At 43.1% G+C, this 25,386-nt stretch carries 23 protein-coding genes and 1 tRNA gene; 21 read left to right on the top strand and 3 right to left on the bottom strand.

The window, feature by feature from the left end:
• Positions 1-134: 134 nt before the first annotated feature.
• The 21 genes from tmk to C1E58_RS06985 all read left to right on the top strand — a co-directional run bounded on the left by tmk (position 135) and on the right by C1E58_RS06985 (position 23,193).
• The gene (gene tmk, locus C1E58_RS07085; RefSeq protein ID WP_105209872.1) at positions 135-773 is read left to right on the top strand and encodes a dTMP kinase; all 639 of its coding nucleotides are present in this window, start codon (positions 135-137) and stop codon (positions 771-773) included.
• On the top strand, positions 770-1,654 hold the full coding sequence (locus tag C1E58_RS07080) for a DNA polymerase III subunit delta' (RefSeq protein ID WP_105209871.1): 885 nt from the start codon (positions 770-772) through the stop codon (positions 1,652-1,654). Before tmk ends, C1E58_RS07080 begins: the two co-directional genes overlap by 4 nt.
• Positions 1,655-1,669: 15 nt before the next feature.
• A complete protein-coding gene (gene yabA, locus C1E58_RS07075) occupies positions 1,670-1,987 on the top strand; it encodes a DNA replication initiation control protein YabA (protein ID WP_105113252.1) in 318 nt (105 codons plus the stop codon).
• A gap of 1 nt (position 1,988) precedes the next feature.
• Positions 1,989-2,852 carry a 16S rRNA (cytidine(1402)-2'-O)-methyltransferase gene (gene rsmI, locus C1E58_RS07070; RefSeq protein WP_105209870.1) on the top strand — a complete coding sequence of 288 codons (864 nt, stop codon included), beginning with the start codon at positions 1,989-1,991 and terminating at the stop codon, positions 2,850-2,852.
• A 156-nt stretch (positions 2,853-3,008) separates the two neighbouring features.
• Entirely contained in the window at positions 3,009-3,482 is a 474-nt protein-coding gene (gene tnpA, locus C1E58_RS07065) for an IS200/IS605 family transposase (RefSeq protein ID WP_105209869.1), read from the top strand.
• 230 nt (positions 3,483-3,712) lie between these two features.
• Positions 3,713-4,804, top strand: coding sequence for a 3-phosphoserine/phosphohydroxythreonine transaminase (gene serC / locus C1E58_RS07060; protein WP_105209868.1), 1,092 nt, complete (start codon positions 3,713-3,715; stop codon positions 4,802-4,804).
• Positions 4,804-5,361 (top strand): GNAT family N-acetyltransferase, encoded by a 558-nt coding sequence (locus C1E58_RS07055; RefSeq protein WP_105209867.1) that lies wholly within the window; start codon positions 4,804-4,806, stop codon positions 5,359-5,361. Before serC ends, C1E58_RS07055 begins: the two co-directional genes overlap by 1 nt.
• Before the next feature lie 46 nt (positions 5,362-5,407).
• Entirely contained in the window at positions 5,408-6,589 is a 1,182-nt protein-coding gene (locus tag C1E58_RS07050; protein WP_105209866.1) for a 3-phosphoglycerate dehydrogenase family protein, read from the top strand.
• 1 nt (position 6,590) lies between these two features.
• Positions 6,591-7,085, top strand: coding sequence for a methylated-DNA--[protein]-cysteine S-methyltransferase (locus tag C1E58_RS07045; RefSeq protein ID WP_105209865.1), 495 nt, complete (start codon positions 6,591-6,593; stop codon positions 7,083-7,085).
• A complete protein-coding gene (locus C1E58_RS07040; protein WP_105107574.1) occupies positions 7,082-7,435 on the top strand; it encodes an arsenate reductase family protein in 354 nt (117 codons plus the stop codon). The genes C1E58_RS07045 and C1E58_RS07040 overlap by 4 nt, the downstream gene beginning before the upstream one ends.
• 48 nt (positions 7,436-7,483) lie before the next feature.
• Positions 7,484-8,143, top strand: a complete 660-nt coding sequence (locus C1E58_RS07035) for a helix-hairpin-helix domain-containing protein (RefSeq protein ID WP_105209864.1) — start codon at positions 7,484-7,486, stop codon at positions 8,141-8,143.
• Positions 8,127-10,361: a DNA internalization-related competence protein ComEC/Rec2 gene (locus C1E58_RS07030; RefSeq protein ID WP_105209863.1), complete on the top strand. Its 2,235-nt coding sequence runs from the start codon at positions 8,127-8,129 to the stop codon at positions 10,359-10,361. The genes C1E58_RS07035 and C1E58_RS07030 overlap by 17 nt, the downstream gene beginning before the upstream one ends.
• A gap of 160 nt (positions 10,362-10,521) precedes the next feature.
• A complete protein-coding gene (locus tag C1E58_RS07025; protein ID WP_105209862.1) occupies positions 10,522-16,275 on the top strand; it encodes a ZmpA/ZmpB/ZmpC family metallo-endopeptidase in 5,754 nt (1,917 codons plus the stop codon).
• Between the two features lie 452 nt (positions 16,276-16,727).
• Positions 16,728-17,630, top strand: a complete 903-nt coding sequence (locus C1E58_RS07020; protein ID WP_105209899.1) for a LysR family transcriptional regulator — start codon at positions 16,728-16,730, stop codon at positions 17,628-17,630.
• A gap of 59 nt (positions 17,631-17,689) precedes the next feature.
• Positions 17,690-18,610, top strand: coding sequence for an MBL fold metallo-hydrolase (locus tag C1E58_RS07015; protein WP_105209861.1), 921 nt, complete (start codon positions 17,690-17,692; stop codon positions 18,608-18,610).
• 64 nt (positions 18,611-18,674) lie between these two features.
• Positions 18,675-19,706 (top strand): DNA polymerase III subunit delta, encoded by a 1,032-nt coding sequence (holA, locus tag C1E58_RS07010; protein WP_105209860.1) that lies wholly within the window; start codon positions 18,675-18,677, stop codon positions 19,704-19,706.
• 73 nt (positions 19,707-19,779) lie between these two features.
• The gene (gene sodA, locus C1E58_RS07005; protein ID WP_105209859.1) at positions 19,780-20,391 is read left to right on the top strand and encodes a superoxide dismutase SodA; all 612 of its coding nucleotides are present in this window, start codon (positions 19,780-19,782) and stop codon (positions 20,389-20,391) included.
• A 336-nt stretch (positions 20,392-20,727) separates the two neighbouring features.
• Positions 20,728-21,075, top strand: a complete 348-nt coding sequence (gene rplS, locus C1E58_RS07000) for a 50S ribosomal protein L19 (protein WP_011921928.1) — start codon at positions 20,728-20,730, stop codon at positions 21,073-21,075.
• 372 nt (positions 21,076-21,447) lie between these two features.
• Positions 21,448-22,122 (top strand): hydrolase, encoded by a 675-nt coding sequence (locus tag C1E58_RS06995; RefSeq protein ID WP_105113240.1) that lies wholly within the window; start codon positions 21,448-21,450, stop codon positions 22,120-22,122.
• 45 nt (positions 22,123-22,167) lie between these two features.
• Positions 22,168-22,239 (top strand) — tRNA-Arg (locus C1E58_RS06990).
• 36 nt (positions 22,240-22,275) lie between these two features.
• Positions 22,276-23,193, top strand: coding sequence for a hypothetical protein (locus tag C1E58_RS06985; RefSeq protein ID WP_105113239.1), 918 nt, complete (start codon positions 22,276-22,278; stop codon positions 23,191-23,193).
• A 181-nt stretch (positions 23,194-23,374) separates the two neighbouring features.
• On the opposite strand, the gene C1E58_RS06980 is transcribed toward C1E58_RS06985, so the two are convergent.
• The 3 genes from C1E58_RS06980 to C1E58_RS06970 are packed head-to-tail and all read right to left on the bottom strand — an operon-like array spanning position 23,375 to position 25,332.
• Positions 23,375-24,559, bottom strand: a complete 1,185-nt coding sequence (locus tag C1E58_RS06980; RefSeq protein ID WP_105117203.1) for a chloride channel protein — start codon at positions 24,557-24,559, stop codon at positions 23,375-23,377.
• Positions 24,549-24,827, bottom strand: coding sequence for a chorismate mutase (locus C1E58_RS06975; protein ID WP_105209858.1), 279 nt, complete (start codon positions 24,825-24,827; stop codon positions 24,549-24,551). Before C1E58_RS06975 ends, C1E58_RS06980 begins: the two co-directional genes overlap by 11 nt.
• A 49-nt stretch (positions 24,828-24,876) precedes the next feature.
• The gene (locus tag C1E58_RS06970; RefSeq protein WP_105117408.1) at positions 24,877-25,332 is read right to left on the bottom strand and encodes a flavodoxin; all 456 of its coding nucleotides are present in this window, start codon (positions 25,330-25,332) and stop codon (positions 24,877-24,879) included.
• Positions 25,333-25,386: the final 54 nt, after the last annotated feature.

Here is a 25,386-nt window from a genome sequence, read left to right as displayed (position 1 = left end):
ATTTTTCAAGTGATTTTTTGCCTATTTTTTGGTAAAATGGAATGACTATCTAGGAATTTGCATTCAAAAGTAAAGTGCTTTGATGTAGATGGTAGAGCTGAGCTGTGAAGCCAGGTTCTACGAGTGAGGAAATGATGAGAAACGGTTTTTTTATTACATTTGAAGGTCCTGACGGGGCTGGAAAGACAACGGTTTTGCAGGAATTATTACCTGCCTTGCAGGAGCTTGGTCCAGAGGTCGTAACGACTAGGGAACCAGGTGGAGTGGCGATTGCAGAGGAAATCCGCAATATTATTCTAAATCCTGCCAATACTGAGATGGATGATAAGACAGAGCTTTTACTCTTTATCGCAGCCCGTCGTCAGCACTTGAAAGAAAAAATCTTGCCTCCTTTGGCTGAGGGCAAGTTGCTCTTGATTGATCGTTTTATCGATTCTTCCATTGCCTATCAGGGATTTGGACGTGGTCTGGATGTGGCTGATATTAACTGGCTCAACCAGTTTGCGACCGATGGCTTGAAACCTGATTTGACCCTCTATTTTGACATTGATGCAGAAGAGGGTTTGGCCCGAATTGCTCGCAATGCAAGCAGGGATGTGGACCGTCTGGATATGGAAAAGGCAGATATGCACAAGCGGGTTCGGCAAGGTTATCTCAGTATTTTAGAAGCAGAACCAGAGCGTTTGGTTAAGATTGATGCCAGCCAGCCTTTAGAAGCTGTTGTTGCAGATTCCTTGGCAGTTATTAAGAAACGGTTTGCAGAAAGAACATGAAGATTGAGGAACTAAAACATTTACAGCCGACAGTATTTCAGCGCTTTGTGACCATCTTGGAGCAGCATCGCCTGGCCCATGCCTATCTGTTTTCGGGGGACTTTGCCAGCTATGACATGGCGATTTTTTTGAGCCAGTCTTTATATTGTCAGGAAAAAGCAGGTGTATTGCCGTGTCAAAATTGTCGTACTTGTCGCTTGATAGAGGTAGGCGAGTTTTCCGATGTGACCCTCTTGGAACCCCAGGGAACGATTATCAAGACGGAAACGGTACGCGAGCTGGTCAAGAATTTTTCGCAATCTGGTTTTGAATCCAGCAAACAGGTTTTCATCATTCGGGATGCAGAGAAAATGCATGCTAACGCAGCCAATTCCCTCCTTAAAGTGATTGAGGAACCCCAATCGGATATTCATATTTTTCTCCTGACCAACCAAGAAGAAGCCGTGCTTCCGACCATAAAGAGTCGGACGCAGATGATTGCTTTTCCCAAAAATCTTCCTGCCTTGGAGAGAATGCTTGAAGAGAAGGGTTTGTTGAAAACGGAGGCTAGTCTTTTGGCACGATTGGTTTCTAGCCAAGAAGAAGCGAGAAGATTAGCAGAGAATAGGAGTTTCTTGGACCTGGTTAGCCAGTCTAAAAAGTTCATCGACTTGCTTCTTGTCAATTCGAATCAAGCCTATTTGCAGGTGGGGATCTTAGTTGCTTTGGCTGTGGAAAAGGCAGAGCAGGGACGTTTGTTTGACCTTCTCAGCCTGCTCTTAGCGGAGAAGATGATGGAGCCACTAGCCCGAGAGAAAATGGATGCAGTTTTAACAGCCAAACGGATGTGGCAGGCCAATGTTAGCCTACAAAATAGTTTGGAGTTTATGACATTACAATAAGCAGAAAGGAAGACCATGGATAAGAAAGAAATTTTTGATGCCCTTGATGATTTTTCGCAGAATCTTTTAACGACCTTGGCAGAAGTGGATGCCATTAAGAAACACTTGCAGGGCGTCATTGACGAAAATACAACTCTCCGCTTGGAAAATTCCAAGTTGCGAGAGCGTCTTGAAAAAGAAGATAAGACAGGCCATAAGTCTTCCAATTTTGGGAAGGAAAATTTGGAAAATATTTACGAAGATGGTTTCCATATTTGTACCTTCTCTTATGGACAGCGCAGGGAAAACGATGAACCCTGTATGTTTTGTATTGAATTATTGAATCGAGATTGAGATGAAAGTACAGAAATCATTTAAGGGACAGACAAGTGTTGGCAGTCTCTACTTGGTTCCAACGCCCATTGGCAATTTACAGGACATGACCTTCCGAGCTATTCAAACCTTGAAGGATGTTGATTTTATTGCAGCGGAGGACACGAGAAATACAGGGCTTTTGCTCAAACATTTTGAGATTGAAACCAGACAAACTTCTTTTCATGAACACAATGCTCATGAAAAAATTCCTGTCTTGATTGATTGGCTCAAGTCTGGTCAATCCATTGCACAGGTATCGGATGCAGGCCTGCCTTCTATTTCAGACCCAGGTCATGACTTGGTAAAGGCGGCCGTTGCAGAAGACATTCCCGTAGTGGCCTTGCCTGGTGCGTCTGCGGGTATAACGGCTTTGATTGCCTCTGGATTGGCTCCGCAACCACATATATTCTATGGATTTTTACCGCGAAAAGCAGGGCAGCAAAAGGATTTTTTCCAAGAAAAGCGTGCCTATCCTGAAACGCAGATTTTCTATGAATCACCCTATCGTGTGGCAGATACCTTGGAAAATATGTTTTCTGTTTATGGAAATCGCCAGGTGACTGTCGTTCGTGAATTGACCAAGCTCTATGAAGAATTCCAGCGCGGGACGATTTCAGAAGTTTTGGACTATTTGAAGGACAACCCTCTAAAAGGGGAATGCCTTATCATCGTTGCAGGGGCTGGTGAAGAAGAATTACCGTCTGCAGATGATGTGGATTTAAAGGCTGAGGTTGAGAAGGAAATCTCAAGTGGCCGCAAACCCAACCAGGCCATTAAAGAAGTTGCCAAACGCTACCAACTCAAAAGACAAGAAGTATATGATCTATATCACGGGATAGGCTAAGTAGTCTATCCTTTCATTATGGCTTCGAGCCAGTTTTTCTCGTAGAGAAAAACAAGAAAACCACCAGCTATGCTGGTGGCTGACAAGGCTTTGAGCTTCCATTTCTTTTTCCTGTTATAATCTAATTGTTCAGGTTAGATAAAGGAGGAAAAAGAAATGGCTAAAACCAGTTACAGTTTATCACATACCAAATGGATGTGCAAATATCACATAGTTTTCACACCTAAGTACCGGAGAAAATCCATTTACTACAAAATTAGACAGGACTTAATTGATATTTTCTGTCATCTATGCCAATACAAAGGCGTGGAAATTATTGAGGGACACATGATGGCAGACCATGTTCATATGCTTGTCTTGATCCCACCGAAACTTTCGATTTCCGATTTTATGGGATATTTGAAAAGTAAAAGTGCTCTAATGATATTTGATAAACATGCTAATTTAAAATATAAGTATGGAAATCGAAAGTTTTGGGCTAGAGGCTACTATGTTAGTACCGTTGGGTTGAACGAAAAGACAGTTGCGAAATACATTCGCGAGCAGGAGAAAAATGACATTGCACTTGATAAATTGAGTGTCAAAGAGTATGAAGATCCATTTTCAGATGGCAGTTTTAGAACAAGATAAAAGCCCGTTGTTACGGGCATTAGTCAAGTAATTATAGCACTAACCTGAACGAAGTTCAGCGAACGTCTTTAGACGTAGCTGGAGAGAAACGGCTTATAGCCGGTGTACAAGCCACCCGTTTTCACGGGTGGTTATGACTTTCCGTATCTTTTCTGAGAATTAAGGTAACTTTATGGAATTTTCTGAATTCTTGTGATATAATGAACACATTACATTTTTGGAGGGATTTTATGACAATCTACAACTTCTCTGCAGGTCCTGCAGTATTGCCAAAACCAGTGCTTGAACGCGCTCAAGCTGAATTCTTGGATTATAACGGTTCGGGAATGAGTGTTTTGGAGATGTCCCATCGCTCCAAAGACTTTGACGATATTATTAAAGGCGCTGAGGCAACTTTGCGCGAACTCATGGCTATTCCTGAGAACTATAAGGTGATTTTCTTGCAAGGCGGAGCGTCTTTGGAATTTACCATGATTCCACTCAACTTTGCTCAAGGGAAGAAAGCCTACTATCTAGCAGGTGGTTCTTGGGGTAAAAAAGCCTATACAGAGGCTGTGAAACTATCTAAGACCATTGATTTTGAACCAATTTTGCTAGGTTCAACAGAAGACATCACCTATGCAGAACTGCCAACCTTTGATAAAAATGACATTGACCCAAGTGCAGCCTATGTTCACTTGACAACCAACAATACCATTGAAGGTACGGCTGTCTATGACATTCCAGATACCAATGGTGTTCCAGTTATTGGCGATATGTCTTCAAACATCTTGGCAGCTCGATACAATGTAGAAGACTTTGCCATGATTTATGCGGGTGCACAGAAGAATATTGGTCCAGCGGGTGTGACAGTTGTCATTATCCGAGAGGATTTCCTCAACGATCAACCAATGCTATCAAGCATGTTGGACTACCGCATTCAAGCAGAAAATGAATCGCTCTATAATACACCCCCAGCTTACTCTATCTACATTTCTAAACTTGTCTTTGAATGGGTCAAAGAAATTGGTGGTGTAGATGAAATGGAAAAAATCAACCGTGAAAAATCTGGTTTGCTCTACGACTACATTGACGCGTCAGCTTTTTACAGCAACCCTGTTCGCAAAAAAGAAGAACGCTCGGTTGCCAATATTCCTTTTGTTTCACCAAGCGAGGAATTGGATGCCAAGTTTGTCAAAGAAGCGACAGCAGCAGGCTTTAAGAATATCAAGGGCCACCGTTCTGTTGGTGGAATGCGGGCGTCGCTTTACAATGCCTTCCCACGTCAAGGCGTACTTGATTTGATTGACTTTATGAAGAAATTTGAAGCGGAGAATGCTTAATGGAAATCCGTCTTGCTCATCCAAATGAAATCGGGGTTATTTGTCAGATTATTGACCAAGCTAGAGTCTTTCTAGCAGCTTCTGGGAGTAGTCAGTGGCAAGGAACTTATCCTGATCAAGATACGATTTTTGATGATATTTTAACAGGCAAGGGCTATGTTGGTCTGGTGGACGGTAAGGTTGCAGTTTATGCGGCTGTCTTTCGTGGGACCGAGGCTGCTTATGAAGCCATTTATGAGGGCAATTGGCAGCATAACAATCCCCTTTACACGACTATTCATCGTGTGGCAGTAGCCAAGGAGTTTCAGGGTCAAGGTGTGGTTCAGACCTTCCTGCAAGGGATTATCGAAGGGCAAAAGGGGCCAGACTTCCGCTGTGATACCCATGAGAAAAACCTGCCTATGCAGCACATTCTGGAAAAGCTAGGCTTTGTCTACTGTGGAAAGGTTCCCTTGGACGGCGAACGCCTGGCCTACCAAAAAATCAAACACAAGAGCGAGCGCAGTCTTTATCAGGAGATTAGTGAAGACGACCGTTGGCTCTTAGGAAATAAGTAATAAAGAAAGTCAGGCGGTAGCTCTTCCGCCTTTTTAGGTAAGAAAAATGGTATTTAGTGTACGAACGTTTAACAATATTAACCAGGTTGGTTTGAAGGAATTGGGCAATCGTTTTCAGATTGATGGAGACCATGCGGCTAATCCAGATGCCTTTATCATCCGTTCTGAAAACTTGCATGGTTTTGATTTTCCTGAAAATCTGAAGGCCATTGCCCGTGCAGGTGCAGGAACAAACAATATTCCAATCGAAGAAGCTACGGAGAAAGGAATCGTGGTCTTCAATACTCCAGGAGCCAATGCCAATGCCGTAAAAGAAGCGGTGCTTGCTTCTATCCTCTTGTCTGCCCGTGACTATATCGGAGCGACAGCTTGGACCAATACCTTGTCAGGAGATGATGTACCAAAACAAGTCGAAGCTGGCAAGAAGCAGTTTGCAGGGACAGAGATTTCAGGCAAAACCCTTGGTGTTATTGGACTTGGTGCTATTGGTGCCCGTATTGCCAACGATGCTCGTCGTCTGGGCATGAATGTACTTGGCTATGATCCTTATGTGTCAGTTGAAACAGCATGGACGATTTCAAGTCATGTCAAACGGGTAGATGATTTGAAAGAAATCTTTACCAATGCGGATTACATTACTGTTCATGTTCCTTTGACAGATAAGACACGAGGACTCTTTAATGCTGACAGTTTTGGACAAATGAAAAAAGGAACGACCTTGATTAACTTCGCCCGTGGTGAGTTGGTCAACAACGCTGATTTGTTTGAAGCTATCGAAGCGGGAGTTATCAAGAATTACATCACTGACTTTGGAACAGAAGAAGTGCTCAACAAAGATAATATTATCGTCTTCCCACACGTTGGTGGTTCAACAGAAGAAGCGGAGCTCAACTGTGCCATTGCAGCTGGGCAGACCATTCGTCGCTTTATGGAAACGGGTGAAATCATCAACTCAGTCAATTTCCCAAATGTCAAACAGTTCTTGGATGCTCCCTACCGTATTACCTTGATTAACAAGAACATTCCAAACATGGTGGCAAAAATCACCACAGCTGTGTCTGAATTGGGCATCAACATTGACAACATCATCAATAAGTCAAAAGGTGACTATGCTTATACTTTGTTAGACTTGGATGAAGCAGATAAGGCGAAGATTGATCTCTTGGTTGCTAAACTTGAAACGACTGAGGCCATTGTCAAGGTTCGTGTTATCAAAAACAAAGGCTAGAATGCTATATAAGAAAATCTACCACAGTCCACTTGGGGCTATGTCCCTTGTTGCTAGTGATAGGGGCTTGCGAGGAGCTTGGTTTGAGGACCAGAAATATTTTGAACGAGGCCTAAGAGAAGAGCCAGTTCTAAGCTCACATCCTATTTTAGACCAGACTAGTCTCTTGCTGGATGCTTATTTTTCAGGTGAGGAAGTAGATTTTTCTAGCCTGACGCTTGAAGCTACAGGAACGGAATTTCAGGAAAAAGTCTGGGCTTTATTGAAAGAAATCCCTCATGGCCAGACGACTAGCTATGGACAACTTGCCCAGCAACTGAGAGTGTGCTCAGGGCAGGCAGTCGGCGGAGCAGTTGGGCGAAATCCTTATTCTATCATCGTTCCCTGCCACCGTGTTCTTAATCAAAAAGGGCAGTTAACAGGCTATGCGGGAGGACTGGATAAAAAAATCTGGCTCTTGCAACACGAAAATCCATACTTTGAGGTGAAACAATGATTTTATACTATGAATATCCTAAGTGTTCGACCTGTCGGGCGGCAAAAGCAGAGCTGAAAAGTTTGGGCTTGGAATTTGAAGCCATTGACATCAAGGCAACCCCTCCAAGTGCTGACCAGCTCAAAGCCTGGATGGAAGCAACAGGTTTGGAATTGAAAAAGTATTTTAACACTTCAGGCAATAGTTACCGCGAACTCGGTCTAAAAGACAAATTTGACAGTTTGACGGTGGACCAAGCCTTAGACTTATTAGCTAATGATGGTATGCTGATCAAACGTCCATTGCTGATTCAAGATGGGAAAATTTTGCAGATTGGCTATCGGACAAAATATGAAAATCTCGGCTTATAAGGTCGGGATTTTCGTATTTTTTGCGAACTATATAGGTGGAGGTAATTTATGGATACAATCAAAACTTATATAGAAATGCTTAAAGAATACAAGTGGCAGATTGCTCTGCCAGCAGCTGCAGGTTTGCTTCTGACGACATTCTTAATTTTCAGTCAACCTGCCAAGTCTGATCAGACAGGACTGACAGACTTTCCACAGACCGAGCAAACTTCTAGCAGCTCTGAGTTGGTCGAGGAAAACAGTACAGAAGAAAGTGAGGAGTCCAGCCAGCTGGTCGTTGATGTCAAGGGATCGGTAGTAAAGCCGGGGCTCTACACTTTAGAATCTGGTGCGCGTGTTAATGATGCGGTTGATGCGGCTGGCGGTTTGACCAGTCAGGCAGACCCCAAGTCTATCAATCTGGCTCAGAAGCTCAGCGACGAGGCGGTGGTCTATGTGGCCAGCAAGGACGAAAAGATCTCGGTGGTAGCCAGCACGACTGCCAGCTCTGCTATGTCCCCAGAAGGAAATGAAAGTAAGGTCAATCTCAACACGGCGACCGAGGCGGATTTGCAGACCATTTCGGGCATCGGTGCCAAGCGGGCGGCGGACATTATCGCCTATCGTGAGGCCAATGGTGGCTTCAAGTCGGTGGACGACCTCAACAATGTATCGGGCATCGGCGACAAGACCATGGAAAGCATCCGACCTTATGTCACGGTTGAGTAAGCCCCCCTGCCAGCCCATTCACCTGGCAGTCTTGGCGGTGGCGGCCTACTTTGCAGTCCATTCTTTTTCCCTCTTGACAATGGGCCTGCTGAGTTTGTTGCTAGCTGTCTTTGGGTTTCGGCAAGGTAAGGCAGTGTTCCTCAAAACGCTGCCGCTTCTAGCCCTGTGCGGTCTGTTTTTTGGATGCCAGAAGGTCCAATGGGAGCGGGCAGCCCAGTCAGCCCCAGAGCAAGTGACATCTGTTCAGGTTATTCCAGATACTATTGACATTAACGGGGACAGCCTGTCCTTTCGGGGTCGGGCTGACGGACAAAACTATCAAGTTTTCTACAAATTAGCCAGTCAGGAGGAGCAGGCTTATTTTCAAAAGCTGATAGGTTTGGTCCAGCTAGAAGTGGAGGCAGAGGTCAGCCTGCCAGCTGGTCAGAGGAATTTCAAGGGCTTTGACTATCAGGCCTATCTGAAAACACAGGGCATCTATCGGACTGTCAAGCTAACCGCGATTAAGAAGATTGTTCCTATCCAGTCTTGGAATGTTTTTGACTGGCTATCAAGCTGGCGGAGGCAAGCCTTGGTCTATATCAAGACCAATTTTCCAGCACCTATGAGCCACTACATGACAGGGCTCTTGTTTGGGGAGCTGGATAGTGACTTTGATCAGATGAGCGACCTCTATTCCAGTTTGGGTATCATTCATCTCTTCGCCCTGTCTGGTATGCAGGTGGGCTTTTTCATCGACAAGTTTCGTTGGATTTTGCTGCGTCTGGGCTTGACTAAGGAAACGGTAGATAAGTTGCAGATTCCCTTTTCCCTGGTCTATGCTGGTTTGACAGGCTTTTCGGTATCAGTGGTGCGGTCGCTTGTCCAAAAAATTCTGGGCAATATGGGCTTGCGGAAGCTGGATAATTTTGCGGTGACGGTCTTTGTCTGCCTGTTGATGCTGCCCCGATTTTTACTGACGGCAGGTGGAGTGCTGACTTTTACCTATGCTTTCTTGCTGACGGTCTTTGATTTTGAGGACTTGGGGCAGGTCAAAAAGGCTGCGGTGGAGAGTTTCAGTATTTCGCTGGGGATTCTACCTGTACTTATGAGCTATTTCTATGCCTTTCAGCCTCTGTCCATCCTCCTGACCTTTGTCTTTTCCTTTATCTTTGATGTCCTGCTCTTGCCAGGTTTGTCAGTTATTTTTCTCCTGTCACCTCTGGTCAAGATAACTTGGGTCAACGGATTTTTTGTCTTTATGGAAAAAATCATTGTCTGGGTGGCGGATTTGGGCATACGACCTTGGATACTGGGCAAGCCGTCTGGGCTGGTCCTCTTGCTTTTGCTGGTCAGCCTCTTCATGCTCTACGATTTCTACAGGAAGAAAAAATGGCTCTTAGGACTGAGCCTGGTCCTCGCTCTGCTATTTTTCATGACCAAACATCCTCTGGAAAATGAGGTGACGGTGGTGGATATCGGGCAGGGGGACAGCATCTTTTTGCGGGATATGCGGGGGCTGACGGTCCTGATTGATGTGGGCGGTCGGGTCGATTTTGCGGCCAAGGAAGAGTGGCAAGAGCGGTCTTCGCAGGCAAATGCAGAGCGGACCTTGATTCCCTATCTGCATAGTCGGGGCGTGGACAGGATTGATAGTTTGGTCCTGACCCATACCGATGCGGACCATGTGGGCGATGTGTTGGAAGTGGCGAAGCAGGTCCAGATTGGTCGGATTTACGTGTCACCAGGAAGCCTGACGGTGCCTGACTTTGTAGCCACCTTGAAAGAAATCAATGTTCCTGTTGATGTGGTGGCGGTGGGCGACCGCTTGCCGATTTTTGACTCCTATCTAGAAGTCCTCTATCCAGATGGGACAGGGGACGGTGGCAATAATGACTCTGTTGTCCTTTACGGTCGCTTGTTGGAAACGAATTTTCTCTTTACAGGGGACTTGGAGCAGGGGGAATTGGACTTGATAAAAGCCTATCCCAGCTTGCCTGTCGATGTCCTGAAGGCTGGTCACCATGGCTCCAAAGGTTCTTCCTATCCTGAGTTTCTAGACCATATAGGAGCCAAGATTGCCCTAGTATCAGCAGGAGAAAACAACCGCTACAAGCACCCTCACCAAGAAACCTTGGACCGTTTTGTCAGTCGAAATATTCAAGTCTATCGTACTGACCAGCAAGGAGCCATTCGCTTCCGAGGTTGGAAGGAGTGGAAGGTGGAGACGGTGAAGTAAGGGTAGAAATTTTCTTTTCAATTTAGAGTGTTTTATTCAGTTTCCTGACGGTTATCGTTGGGAGCTTTTTTACTTGTTAGCGTTTTCTTTGCATTTCATTCTTTTTACTTATATAATTGTAGTAGAGTGTTTATTTAACTCAAAAGGAGACTATATTTTAATGAATTTACATTTTTTACAAAAGAAGCACCATTTTGGTATACGTAAGTTTTCCATCGGTGTCGTGTCAGTTGCTCTGGCCATTAGCTTTAGCGTCCTTGGAGGGCAGGTTGCGGCTGCGCAAGAGGTAAGTCAAGTGCCTGCTAGTAGTCAACAAACTAGTCAGCTAGTAACAGATGAGCCAAGTCAAGAGCTGGCAACCAATGAGGTAGCTGTTCAAACTCCAGAAACCGTTGCTTCCTCACTAAACGAAGCCACACAGGAGAACCCAGCTCAAGAAAGCCAGCTTGTAGAAGCAGAACCAGCTATTCAGAAGGAAGTGGTCTCTCAAGACCTTTCAGCACCCCAAGCAGCACTTCCAGCAGAAGCAGGGCAAGAGCAGCCAGCAGTGGAGCCGGTAAATGAGAATACTCTCCCAGCCGAGAATTCTCATCAAATTATTGAGCCAGTAGAACTAGAGACTATTCAAACGGCACAAGAACCAGCAGGTTCAAGGGACGAGGCTACTCAAGCAGTTCAACCAACTGAAACAGCAGCAGGAGAAGCAGCTTCGACTGACCAAGCAGTAGAAGAAGTCGTTCAACCTGTGCTACGTTCAGCACGAAGAGTACGCAGTGTGGCAGCTCAGGAGTTGGCTAAATTACCGCTAGATGCCAATGGAAAGCTGGTAACTTCTTTGACCAATCAATCGGCTGTCAAGCTACAAACAGTATTTGCAGATGGAACCAGTCAAATTGAAGAAGCTACTGCAGCTAATCTCCCAAGAATAAAGAATGGTCAAAATGTCTCAGAACTGGTTGGCGCAGTATCTCCTGAATTGAAGGCAGTTAACTATGAGAGCTTGTATGAGCGTTTGAATCACTCAGAGAGACCACTAGAGAAAATACTGTTGGAGCAAGCTCTAAAAAAGGAAAATGGTGGTAAAGCTCTAACAAATGAAGAAATGACCCAGCGTAAGCGACAGGTTTATATGAACCAGTTAGATATGCGGGATAGCTTTAATGCTGTTCAGACAAATTTGGATAGTATTTTGGCAGGTGTTTTTGAAAAAACGACTACAGTAAATGCTGATACAATCAAAGCAAACAAAGAAAAGATTTTGCTTGGCTTGACCTATCTTGACCGTCAGTATGGGTTTCAATTTGGTAATTTTTCAGCCAAAGACCTCATTTTGTACCATCCAGAAGTGTTTGGAAATAGCAGTGACCCCTTGACCAATTTATTGGCGATAGGCGATTTGGCTTATGCTGATTTGGAGTTGAGAAACAACTTGGTGACCTACCAACGAAAACTAAGCTCGATTACCAATCATGCTGATGCGATTCAGTTTATTGAAAGTCAAGTGCCACGATGGACGGGACAAGAAGATGTATCAGCTTGGTTTAAAGATACTTCTAAGGCTTATATTGCAGAAGCTAGTAGTCCGCATGGGCAAACAGAACTCTACACCACCCTGCGAGATAGCCAGCGGTGGCAGAATCATATTTTGCCTCTTCTGAACCTGAGTGATGATTCACTTTATGCCATTAGTACGACAAATACCATCACTTATGGTGCGGTAGATACCTATCTAGCTGAAAAAAACGATAGTCAACGTGCTGCTCTAAAAACACAAATAGCAGACTACGCAGCTCACCAACAAGCTTTTTTGGATTTTTGGTATCGTATTAGTGAGCAGAGTGAACGATTAAAAATTCATGAGCCGATTATTGTGACCGACTCACTGCAGGCCTATTCAACTGGAAGGGCTTCTGCAGAACAATTGTGGTCGCCTAAATCAGGTCCGAAAGCCTTGACAGGAGTGCAGGAATTTATCGGTCCCATGAATCTTTATATCAATTTTGTTCGTGCAGGTGGTCAAGCCAATGGGACCAACAGTATGAACAATTTCCTCTATAAGTCATTAACCAATGATGGCCATGCTGTCTACACTCATGAGTTGACACACATGTTGGATAAGACCGTTTGGTTAAATGGGCATGGTCGTCGACCAGATCAGTTGCAGGAAGTATTTGCGAGAGGGTTATTTGAATCGATGAATATGTCTGCATCACCGACTTCGGATCCGATTTTTAACCTCAATACTGCCTATACTATTTCGGGCGATAGAACTCAAAATAGCCATCCAAGTCGTTTCCAAACTTCTGCAGACTTGAAAACCTATATGCAGGGAATCTTGGATGTGATCTATACCTTAGACTACGCTGAGGCTCAGTCTATTTTGAAACATACTGCTGCTGATAGGGCTGTTTTGCTCAATAAGATTAGTCTTATTCCAAATCCAGCCAATAATGGTGGTGGAAAAACGACTGAACTTGTAAACTCCATTGATTCGACTTCAGCTGCTAACTTACAGACGATCGCTGATTTTGTAGATCAAGGCTTGATTTCGGGACGCTACAAATTTAATGGCATGGAAACCAGAGGAACAGCCCGTACGAACTCCTACTATACTATTCCGCTCTTTGAACCGATTTATGCTGCCCTTCAAAATGATACGGGTAGCGGAGGTGATATTAGCTTTAAGCGAAATGCCTATGAAATTTTAGGTGAATACGGCTATGAAAAAGGTATGGTGGCCTATGTATCGGATCAACATGCCAATGACAAGGAAGCTCTTACTGCCATTATGCCTGAATTCGATGGGAATTTAGCAACCTTTAAGAAGGCTATGTTTAATCGCCGCATTGCCAAGGTGTCTGAACTAAAACCGACTAGTGTAGCCAGTGATTTTGCTGCGATTCAAAGTAAAATGGACGAAGCGATTGCCAAAGACTTAGAACAACTGAAAAGTAATGCTGCTAATAAGGTTCCCTTGTCCACCAGGGTTTCGGCTGTTCAAGACTTGAAAAAGAGCATCTTCCAGGCTTATTTGAAAGATACAAATGAATTCCGTACTAGCATTTATCAGGAACAAGTAGCGCGTGATCTGTATGTAACCAAGGGAGATGAGAAATCTCAAGATGGTCGCGGCACTCTTGATAGTCCTTACCAGAGTCTATCCTACGCTCTTGCCCAAGCAAAAAACGGGGATAGAATCAAGCTTGTTGATAATATCATGCATCGTCAGGACATGCCTTTCCGTCTTGATAAGTCTGTCACCATTGATGGTCAAGGCCATCGTTTAAGCTTCCGTGGACCTGATGTGGAGCTGGGGGCTGATGTAACCTTTGCTCATGTAACATTAAATATGTTAGCAGATGGTAGTAAACAACCCAATATTTATGCCAATGGCTATCACTTGACCTTGGATCAGGTATCTACAACAATGAGTCAGGCGCAAAGTGACTTACGTCCCACTCTAGTTGCCGGTTCGCGTTCAGGTCAACCAGCAGGCAGTCATGGGAAAATTACCATTCTTAATGGAAATTCAGACACACGGTTTAACACCATTTATGCAGGAAATGCTGATTCAGTAAGTAACATTCCAGTAACCATTTCTATCCTGTCGGATTTTGTTAGCGTAGACCAAGGCATCAAATTGTCAGGTGTCAATGGAGAAGATGTGACGGAGCCAGTTTTGGTCACATCAAAATCTAGCAGTCTGAAGTCAATTGACGGTAACGGAAGTTGGGATAATACAGTTGTGATTGATACTGCACGCATCTACGGACTAAACCTACAGAACATCCAAACGCTTGAATTGGTCAATAAGGCGGATGTTAGTTTAGCTAATCAGGTATCTGAAATCTCGACTGGTCTAGAACTAGAATCAGGGACTCAGTTGACCATTGCCAATGATCCAGTTAGACTGGGTAGTCTATCTGGGCAAGGAACCGTCATCATTCCAGCAGCATCTAGTCTCAACGTAACAGGAGATATTGATGGGGAAGTTGGAGTGCTTGTTAGAGGCTTTGAACAGGACTTAGCTCAGAATGTAAACAAGGAATACGTAATGGTTGAGGGCATGCTTTCTCCTGCTGCACGTATTACTTTGGAGAATGGGTTCAATCGTTTTAACTTGATCAAGGATGGACTAGTTTACCGTTTGGTAGAGCCGACTCAGGCACCACAAGTTCATACAGTAACCCTGCACTTTACTCAGTCAGGTCTCTTGTTAAAAGAGAAACAGGTACAGGTTGATGATGGGCAGTCTATCACAGGTGTCGAGAATGATTTGCCTAGCGCACCAGAGGGTAGCTACCAGTTGGATCCAAACTTTGACAGGACGGTGCTGGCTACTATTACTAGCAGTAAAACGATTGAGATTCCAGTAGTTTTGATTCTGCCAAAAGCAAGTCGTTTCCAGCCACAAATTACAAGCAATGCCCAAGTCCTACCAACTAGTACTAGTGAAGCAACCACGGCAGAAATCTTGAAGCAAATCAGTCTACCAAGTGATGTTGGTCAGGTTAATTTGGAAGTGTTAGGTACTCTTCCACAGACCAGTGGCGACCACACTGTCACAGTTCGAGTTGTTTATGATGACCTTAGTCAAGAAGAAGTAGTCGTTCCTCTTCATATTCTCTTTACAGAACATGGCAAGGGTGTCAAACATAGCCTGCCAGCGGGTGTTCTTCCTAAAGCTGATCGCTATCAAGCACAGGTTACAGGCTCTGCCCAAGTCCTACCAACTAGCCCTAGTGAAGCGACCAAGACTGAAATTTTGAAGCAAATCAGTCTACCAAGTGATGTTGGTCAGGTTAATTTGGAAGTGTTAGGTACTCTTCCACAGACCAGTGGGGACCACACTATCACAGTTCGAGTTGTTTATGATGACCTTAGTCAAGAAGAAGTAGTCGTTCCCCTTCATATTCTCTTTACAGAACATGGCAAGGGTGTCAAACATGGCTTGCCAGTCGGTGTTCTTCCTAAAGCTGATCTCTATCAAGCACAGGTTACAGGCTCTGCCCAAGTCCTACCAACTAGCACTAGTGAGGCGACCACGGCAGAAATCTTGAAGCAAATCAGTCTGCCAACCGAAGCTGGTCAGGTTGATTTGGAAGTGTTAGGTACTCTTCCACAGACCAGTGGGGACCACACTGTCACAGTTCGAGTTGTTTATGATGACCTTAGTCAAGAAGAAGTAGCCGTTCCTCTTTATATTCTCTTTACAGAACATGGCAAGGGTGTCAAACATAGCTTGTCAGAGGGTGTTCTCCCTGCTATCGTTACTGCCAAGGGGAGTGGCGTTCACCACAGCTTGCCAGCAGGCGTTCTCCCCGCAATCGTTACTGCCAAGGGAAGTGGTGTCAAACATAGCTTGCCAGCGGGTGTTCTCCCTGCTATCGTTACTGCCAAGGGAAGTGGTGTCAAACACAGCTTGCCAGCGGGTGTTCTCCCTGCTATCGTTACCGCCAAGGGAAGTGGTGTCAAACATAGCTTGCCAGCGGGTGTTCTCCCTGCTATCGTTACTGCTAAGGGAAGTGGCGTTCACCACAGCTTGCCAGCAGGTGTTCTCCCCGCAATCGTTACCGCCAAGGGAAGTAGTGTTCAACACAGCTTGCCAGTCGGTGTTTTACCACCATTAGTGACGGCCAAGGGAGCTGGACTGACTGTAGAATTGCCAGAAATATCCCTGTCGCAACTTGAGTTAGCTCAAGTCCAGCCTAAACCAAGATTAGCGCAACAGCAAGTAGTCTTTCACCAACAGAAGGAAGAACAGGTTAGAAGCCTGACAAGTGCAACTTCCTCAATGTCCAGCTCTTCTCGCCTCCCTGAAACAGGTCAAAGTCATAATAGTCTAAATATTTTTGGCTTCTTGTTAGCTTCATTAGGTCTAGGCTTCTGGCTAGGTCGCAAGAAAGCAGAGTAAGTAGGAAGCTAATTTACCCCTCCCAGTATTACTATAAAAAACGGATAAACACACTTGCTTTCTATAGAAAGTCAAGCGGGTTTGTCCGTTTCTTTTTGTCTTACTGTAAACCTGGATTTGCTAAGAAAATAGAGATTATCCCCATAAAAAGTTAGCAAAAAAGTCAAACATATGATATAATGATATAAATAAAATCGTGTAAAAATGAAGAGGTATTTTACTGTGACCTCTTCTATAAAATCCTTATATTTTTAGAAATCGGGTCGAACTTTCTTGATTTGAGTGACGAAGTGTGGAGTTTTTGAAACACTTTCAGACAGCTGGCTGAAGCTGAGGAAACAAAATGCCAGTTGTGCAAGCTGTTTGTGTCAATTATGTAGTCATTTCTTCCAGACTAATAGAGGAGAGTTTGATTGTTTAGGGAGTTACCTAAAGAGGAGTAGTATATGGGCATGGATATTGTACAAATGGGGTATCTGATCAATATCGTGGAGTGTAGATGTAATTTATCCCTTGCAGCCAAGAAAATTCATATTAGCCAATCTGCTTTAAGTCAATTTATCACACATTTTGAAGCGAGTGAGGGGATTCAATTATTTAATCGGAAAAATGGTCGTTTGGATGGTCTGACGGAAGCAGGTCGCATGGTTTACCGCTTTTCCACAGAAATCATTGCTAGGTATGAAGAAATGCAGGATTTAATTCAGAAAGAAGCGGCCAAACAGCAAGGGACTATTCGACTAGGGGTACCGTCCGTGATTTTGAGAGCCTATTTTTCCCAGCTTCTGCCAACCTTTTACATCAACTACCCTAACATCAATATAGAGATTTTTGAGGGTGGTGGCTTGGATTTATGGAAAAAATTTATGGACAATGACTTGAATATTGCCCTTCTTATTGAGCCAACCAATCTCGATGATAAAAAATACGAACAGCACCTCATCCACAAGGACGAGTACGTTGCCCTTATGGATAAAGACCATCCCCTAGCAGGTAAGGAATGGATTGAATGGACGGATTTGCAATCATATCCCATGACTACCTTTAATCAAAACTTTACCAGCTATAGCAATATTACTCAGAAATTAAAAGATGAAAATGTAACTATCCAACGGCTTCATTTGTCATCTTCTTGGGATTATTTGGTTGCTGCAACGGCTGGAAATGACATCATCAGCATCTTACCGAGTAGCATTGAGGAATTGATTGATGAAAGTCAGTTTACTGTGGTGCGCTTTCGCGATGCTTTGCCCTTTAATATCTGGCTATGTCGGCCTTATCGTAAACGGGTGGGAGAGGCAGAAAATTTTATTTACGAAGAAATACGGAAGTTCTATAGTCCACCAGTTGAATAAGAATAGGTGATTTAGGGAAGGATTTTATAGTATAATGGTCATCAGATAGGGGAGGGAAGATGTTACAGGAATTTGAATTTGGGGAAATGAGGATTACTTGGTTACGGGGAGCTGACAAATATACCGATGCAGGTACCCTGTTTGGGCCTGTTCCCAAGGCGGTTTGGTCCAGATACTATCCAGCGACCGAAGATGGTTTGCTGGCGGATTTGACGGACCCGATTTTGATTGAATACAAAGAGAAGAAATTCCTGATTGATAGCAGCTTGGGAACTGAAAAATTAGATGCCAAGCTTAGACGAAATCTGGGGGTTTTATCTGAAAATAAGGTTGTTGAGAGCTTGGCTAGCTTGGGCTATAGCTGTGAAGAAATTGATGGTGTGTTAATGACCCATATGCACAATGACCATGCGGGAGGATTGACCAGATTGAAAGATGGGCAGCTGGTGTCAACCTTCCCAAATGCAACCATCTATATCAATGAGATTGAGTGGGATGAGGTTCGTTATCCAAATCCTCGTACTCGTGGAACCTATCTCAAGGAAAATTGGGAAGCCATTCAATCGCAAGTCAAAACCTTTGCTTCCTCCATTGAAATCCTTCCAGGTATTGAAATGCACAGGACAGGTGGACACAGCAAGGGGCATTGCCTTGTATTGCTCAAACAAGGGCAGGAAACCATCATCCACCTGGCAGATTTACTACTGACCCATGCCCATCGCAATCCGCTTTGGGTTGCGGCTGTAGATGATTATCCCATGGATAGTATTGCCGCTAAGACCAAGTGGATACATGAAGCCTATGAAAAGGGTTATATCTTCCTCTTTTACCATGACCCCTTTTATGCCTTGCTTCAGTTGGCACCAGATGGTCAAGAAGTGATGGCTTACATGGAAAGAGTACGTCCTCCACTTGTTCCCTTTACAAGCCAGCAAGATAGGAAGTTGACGATTCCATCCACTGCTAAAAAATTCAGTTAGTCTGCACCCAGTGACCTGCTGGGTGTCTTTTTATGGTAAAATGGAGGAAGAAATAGAGGATGATATGACAATTATTGGACAGATTGAGAAGTTAAAAAAAGAAAAATTAGGTTCCTTGACCCTTTTATGCGGTGAGGATATTGGTCAATATCAGATTGCCAAGGATTTACTGTTAAGACGGGTCGATTTTGACCCAGCAGATTTAGGTTTTGCCTATTTTGATATGTCCGAGGCTGATTACAGTCAGGTTGATCTGGATTTGGTATCTCTGCCCTTTTTTTCAGATGAAAAAGTGGTCATACTGGATTATTTTGCAGACTTGACGACGGATAAGAAGCGGCATTTGACGGATGACGAGCTCAAGCAGTTTGAGGCTTATTTGGAAAATCCTGTCGAAACAACCCGTTTGATCATCCTAGCCCCAGGTAAGTTGGACAGCAAGCGTCGCCTGGTCAAACTCCTCAAACGAGATGGTCTTGTTTTAGAAGCCAGTCCGTTGAAAGAAATGGATTTAAAGAACCATTTTCAAAAAGAGGCCAATCAACTAGGCTTGCAGATGGCGGCAGATGTTTTTCAATACTTATTGGTCAAATCTAATTTTGATTTTGCAGAAATTAGTAAAAACCTAGCCTTTTTACAGTCTTACAAGGGACAAAATCTGATTAGGATGGCAGATATTGATGCCGCTATTCCCAAGACGCTGCAGGACAATATTTTTGATTTGACACAAATGGTTCTCCAATCGAACATCGACGAGGCCCGTCAACTTGTTCGTGACTTACGCTTACAGGGGGAGGATGAAATCAAGTTGATCGCCATTATGCTGACCCAATTCCGCACCTATTTGCAGGTTCAACTTCTGAAAGAACAGGGTAAGAGTGAGCAGCAGATAGTGGTAGACCTGTCTGACGTAACAGGTCGAAAGGTTAATCCCTACCAAGTGAAGTTTGCCCTTCGAGATTCCCGCTACCTATCCATTGGATTTCTGAAAAAGGTAGTGGCCTTGTTGATTGAAACAGACTATCAGATTAAGACAGGTGTTTTTGAGAAGGACTATCTATTTGACCTAGCCTTACTAAAAATTTCTAGCAACTAGTCAGACAAATAAGTTGAAAAGGCTCTCACAATGGAGTACAATAAAGTTATCATATAGACAGAGGAGTACAAAAATGGCAATTATTTTACCAGACCTTCCATACGCTTACGATGCTTTGGAACCACATATTGATGCAGAAACAATGACCTTGCACCATGACAAGCACCATGCGACTTATGTTGCAAATGCAAATGCTGCCCTTGAAAAACACCCAGAAATTGGTGAAGACTTGGTGGCACTCTTGTCAGATGTGGAGCAAATTCCTGCGGACATCCGTCAAGCCCTTATCAACAACGGCGGCGGTCACCTCAACCACGCACTTTTCTGGGAATTGCTTTCACCAGAAAAAACAGAAATTTCAGCAGAATTGTCAGCCGATATTGATGCGACTTTCGGTTCATTTGATGCCTTCCAAGAAGCCTTCACTACAGCAGCAACAACTCGTTTCGGTTCAGGCTGGGCTTTCTTGGTTGTCAATAAAGATGGCAAGTTGGAAGTTATCTCTACTGCTAACCAAGACACACCAATCATGCAAGGTTTGAAACCAATCTTGGCATTGGACGTTTGGGAGCACGCTTACTACCTCAACTACCGTAACGTCCGTCCAAACTACATCAAAGCCTTCTTTGAAATTATCAACTGGAACAAAGTTGATGAGCTTTACAAAGCTGCTCTCAGCAACTAACCTACTAGCTTACTGCGACGTTTTTTCGAGGAAACGATTTTTTTCCGAGAAAAAACTAGTCAGTCCTCTAGGAAAGCTAATCGGGCTTTCCGTGCTACAAGGAGCAAAGCCCTTGTAGCTGAGGAGTGGGAATAAGGTAGACGAGTTTTACAAAGCTACTAAATAAGATTGTAAAACAGGCGAATGTTCGCTTGTTTTTTTCAATATTTTGAGTATTTTTCTTTACAAGAAAAGAGGATTTTAGTATAATCTATTTTGTGTGTAATGGACGCACAAAAATACAGTTTATCCGCTGGGTTTAAAAGCACCTATGATTGACAAAGATAGGAGAATAAAATGAATCCATTGATCCAAAGTTTGACAGAAGGTCAACTTCGTACTGACATCCCTTCATTCCGTCCTGGTGACACTGTACGTGTTCACGCTAAGGTTGTCGAAGGTAACCGCGAACGTATCCAGATTTTCGAGGGTGTTGTTATCTCTCGTAAAGGCCAAGGCATCTCAGAAATGTACACTGTACGTAAAATCTCTGGTGGTGTAGGTGTTGAGCGTACATTCCCAATCCACACTCCACGTGTTGATAAGATTGAAGTAGTACGTTACGGTAAAGTTCGTCGTGCTAAATTGTACTACCTACGTGCATTGCAAGGTAAAGCAGCGCGTATCAAAGAAATCCGTCGCTAAGATGGGAGGAAGCAGCGAAAGTTGCTTCTTTTTTGTTTGTAAGAGCTAGCTTCCTATCTGACCTATCTATATGTATAAAGGGCGATCAAGAATAGATGTTTACTATATCTCCCTACATAAAATATGTTATACTGTTACTATATATCGTCATTTAGTTTATCTTTTATTACGTCGTTAACTCACCTTGCCTGATTGAAACAGTCTGGGGGACTGTTTCAAGTCAATGCCTAGAAATTAGAAAGCATTGAGTTATGCCTGCGGCTCTTTTGCGGCGAACTTGGTTCGCACTATCTCCAGCCTTCAAAGGTTCCCCGAACCTTTGAAGCGAGTACTAAAAGTAAACTAAAAGACTATACATAGAGGAGGTCGAGTATGAGTAAGCAAGTTATTCCAGCTGTTTTGTCTGATTTACGCCAGGATATTGTGCAGGTGCCTGACATCATAAAGGAATGTAGTGGTATTCGTATTTATGGTCGCCGTATCCGCTCGGTTTTATTTACAACGGATGTGGCGATTATTGCTAATCATAATGCAGATGCGGTTTTAGCGGTTTATCCTTTTACTCCTAGTCCGGCCATTCTCAAAAGCGTTATGATGGTTGCCTCTGTTCCTGTTTTAGCTGGTGTTGGAGGTGGTCTAACGTCAGGAATGCGGTCGGCCAATATGAGTTTGCTTTCTGAGTCAGAAGGGGCTTATGCTGTTGTGGTCAATGGTCCTACGGATGTTAAAACCATTGAGGAAATTAACAAGATGGCGGATATTCCCATTATCTACACCGTCGTTTCAGAGAAGGCAGACTTGTTATCACGAATTGAGGCTGGCGTAGATATTTTAAACGTTTCCTGTGGATTAGAAACTCCTAACGTGGTGAAAAAAATCCGTCAAGTTCTCCCAGACTTCCCCATCATTGCGACAGGTGGTCCAACTGAAGAATCCATTCGTCGCGTGATTGAAGCAGGAGCTAACGCTATTTCCTACACAGCTCCCAGCAATGCCGAACTATTTAAAAAGAAAATGGAAAAATATCGAACATCCAGTAAGGACTAACAGACCTTGCAATCTTCTATTTTATGATGTAAAATAGAAGAGTAGCTTCCCTTAGTTAAATGGATATAATAAATTCCTCCTAAGAATTAGTTGCAGGTTCGATTCCTGCAGGGGAGATACGGATGAGATAATAGGAATATTTTGGAGTATATTATGGAATTACAGCCTAGTAATTTTAATGCAAGTGGAACGAAATTAGAAAAAATATTAAAAGCTCTTTTGATTAGCCAGATTGTGCTTATTATTTCAACGTTTTTTAATGTAATGTATGATGCTACTTTTCAAATTGGAAATTTGAACATCTACGGAAAAGTGAACATAGCTCCATTATTTTTGGTTTGCTCAGTTATAGAAATTGTTGGTTTGATTAATCGAAATGAAAAGATTTTTATTCCTTTCCGAGTCATTGATACTTTTCTGATTTTAAATATTCTCTCCACTATATCGATAGCTGTTATTGAATCTGAACAAAGTGCTGCCTTTGCAAATAACGTTGGAAATTTTGCATCTTCAGTAATGTCATTTTTTACATTTGGTCTGTTTGAGATGCCGACAAATTTAGCACAATCAAGCAAACTTCTATTTGGATATCATTTCATTCGGTTGGTACTTTTAATATTATCTATCATTTTTGTACTTTATTTGTACAATCGTTTTATTAAAAAAGAAGAGTTAGTACACACAACCCACTTTGATTTTCATAAACTAGTGGAACTATATTCTAAAAATAAACTTTTAGTAATTGCTAATGTGTTGTTGGTAATTTCGCAACTATTGCCATTCAATATTATGAATAAATTCTTGCTTGCGACACCAGCTTTTGCTGATCATCCTATCGTTTCATCGGTAATATGTCTAGTTGCATTTTTATTACTATTAAATTTATTTCAAAATAATACAAACAATGTAAAACGCTATGCGATTATTGAAATAGCTTCCGTAATAATTTGGAATCCATTTTATGTTTATAAATATGGAACTCCTGGATTTGGTTACCTAATTTATATTGTTGGATTGGGATTGTTAGCTTATTCTGTTTTCGGAAACAAGTTGAAAACGGAAAGTAAGTAAAATTCTTAGTTTTTTATGTTAATACAAAAACGCTCTAGATTTCTAGGGCGTTTTAAAGTTATATTTTAGAAGATAATGATGAAATTGAAGGTCATCTAGAAATAGCTAATTGATTTCAAAGGTTTGTTTTGTCTAAAATATGACTAGGAGGTAAAATGAGGCAAACTATGATTCCCTTACTTCACCTCACTTGCATCCCATAAATAGTTTGTTTTCTGTTTATTAGATAAGCTATGGCAAGTACAGGAATGGCATAGGGTAGGATATTGGCGCCGAATACTTCATAACTAATGAAGATCGGAGCCAGCAAGGTATTGGTGGCTGTTCCAAAGACGGCACAATAGCCAAGGGCTGCAACAAGTTCAGTTGGTAGACCTAGTAATCCTGCTAAAACAGCCCCAGAACTTGCACCAATGGCAAAGAGTGGCGTGACTTCTCCCCCTTGAAAACCTGCGGCCAAACAAAGACAGGTCAGTAGGAGTTTCAGTAGCCAATCGTAAGCAAATACCTGTTCCCCAGCTAAACTGACATCAATTAAATTGGTTCCCAAACCAGCATATCGCCCCTGATGGAAGAAGAAAAGTAGAACGCTTAGTCCAACTCCCATGATAGCAATTTTTATATAAGGATTTGGAAGCCATCGAGTTGAGATGTTTTTTGCTTGTGCCAAAAACCAGGCAAATAGATTACCGACAAATCCGAAGCAGATGGCAATCAAGATCCATTTGAAACTATCTGTAAACTGGAATGAGGTAGTCGCGATGGCGTGCGAAAATTTCTCTAATCCCAATAAATGAGAAGTAGTAGAAGCTGTGAAAGAGGCAACTAGACAATAGGGAAGACTAGTCCAAGCATATTGACCAACAATCAAGACTTCGATGGCAAAGAAACTAGCAGCCAATGGTGTTTGAAAGAGTCCCGCAAAACCTGCAGCCATACCAATCTTCGTGATCATGTCTTTAGGCAAGTGTGTGAAACCTTGTTTTTGTAACCAATGCGAGAGACTGGCTCCAAGTTGGACAGCTACCCCCTCGCGGCCAACGGAAGCGCCAAAAAGATGACTGAGCCAAGTTGTAAAAATGATGAGCGGAATGAGCACTGGAGAAATGTGCACATTCTCCCCTTGTCCAGCTTTGAAGACTAAGCCCATACCTGCTTGGACTTCCCTCCCCCATTTTTGATAAACGAAAACAATCACCAACCCTGCAAGTGGTAGAAAGGGAATTAGATAAGTAAAGAATTCAGACCGTAAGTCACCAATCCCTAGTAGAATTTTCCCAAAGAATGTGGTGATAATCCCTGCACCGACTCCAATTAAGCAAGCAAAGAAAAGGAGTTGGCTGGCTTGTTTCATCTTATTGCTCATGATTCTCTAACTTGGAAGATTGATAGGCTCTCGATTGGGCCATCATATCACTAAAGGTCGCTTGAATAGCTGAGCGGTAGTCGTCCTTTTGGACTAAGTTACCAACCCGTTCAAGAACCGCATTTTCCCGACTGGTATCCAAAACAGGTTTGCCAGTTGCTCGCTTAAAGGCTGTGACTTGGTCAACTAGCTTCATGCGTTGTTCAAGCAAGTCAACTAATTGACTGTCAATAGCGTTAATATTTTCCCGGATATGATCTAGATTCATTTTTTCTCCTTTTAAGAAAACCAGTAACAGATGTTACTGGTTGATTTGATTATTCATTTACTTTGGCAGCAAGGTCAGTTGCAAATTTTTCTAGGTTTACGATATCCTCGTCTTCAGCAGCAAGGTCTACCTTGACATTTTCAGCCCCCTTGACTGCACCACGTGAACCCAGCATGACATCGAAGTCATCTACTGCACTACAGAAGTCATCATAGAAGGTATCACCAGAACCGCAAACACCGTACACCTTACCAGTCAAATCCAAGTCCGCTAGGTCAGCATAGAAATCAACGATTTCATCTGGAAGCTCACCATCACCACCATAAGAATAAGTGTAGCTGGCTACGACAATTAAGTCAGCATCCAAGATTTCTTCTGTTTCAATGGTCGTACATTCGTGCACCTGTACTTCCAAACCCAACTCTTCTAGCTTACTGGCGACGATATCAGCAATTTCTTCTGTGTTACCAGTCATACTAGCGTAAACAATTTTTGCTAGTGCCATAATTTCCTCCAAATTACATAGTAATCTCATTATACCATACTCCCATCATTTTCA

Origin of the sequence: Streptococcus suis (genome assembly GCF_002964575.1) — a bacterium.
GTDB classification, from domain to species: Bacteria; Bacillota; Bacilli; order Lactobacillales; family Streptococcaceae; genus Streptococcus; species Streptococcus suis_R.
Note: the sequence above shows the minus strand (reverse complement) of the source record. Positions and strands in the feature narration are given on the sequence as shown.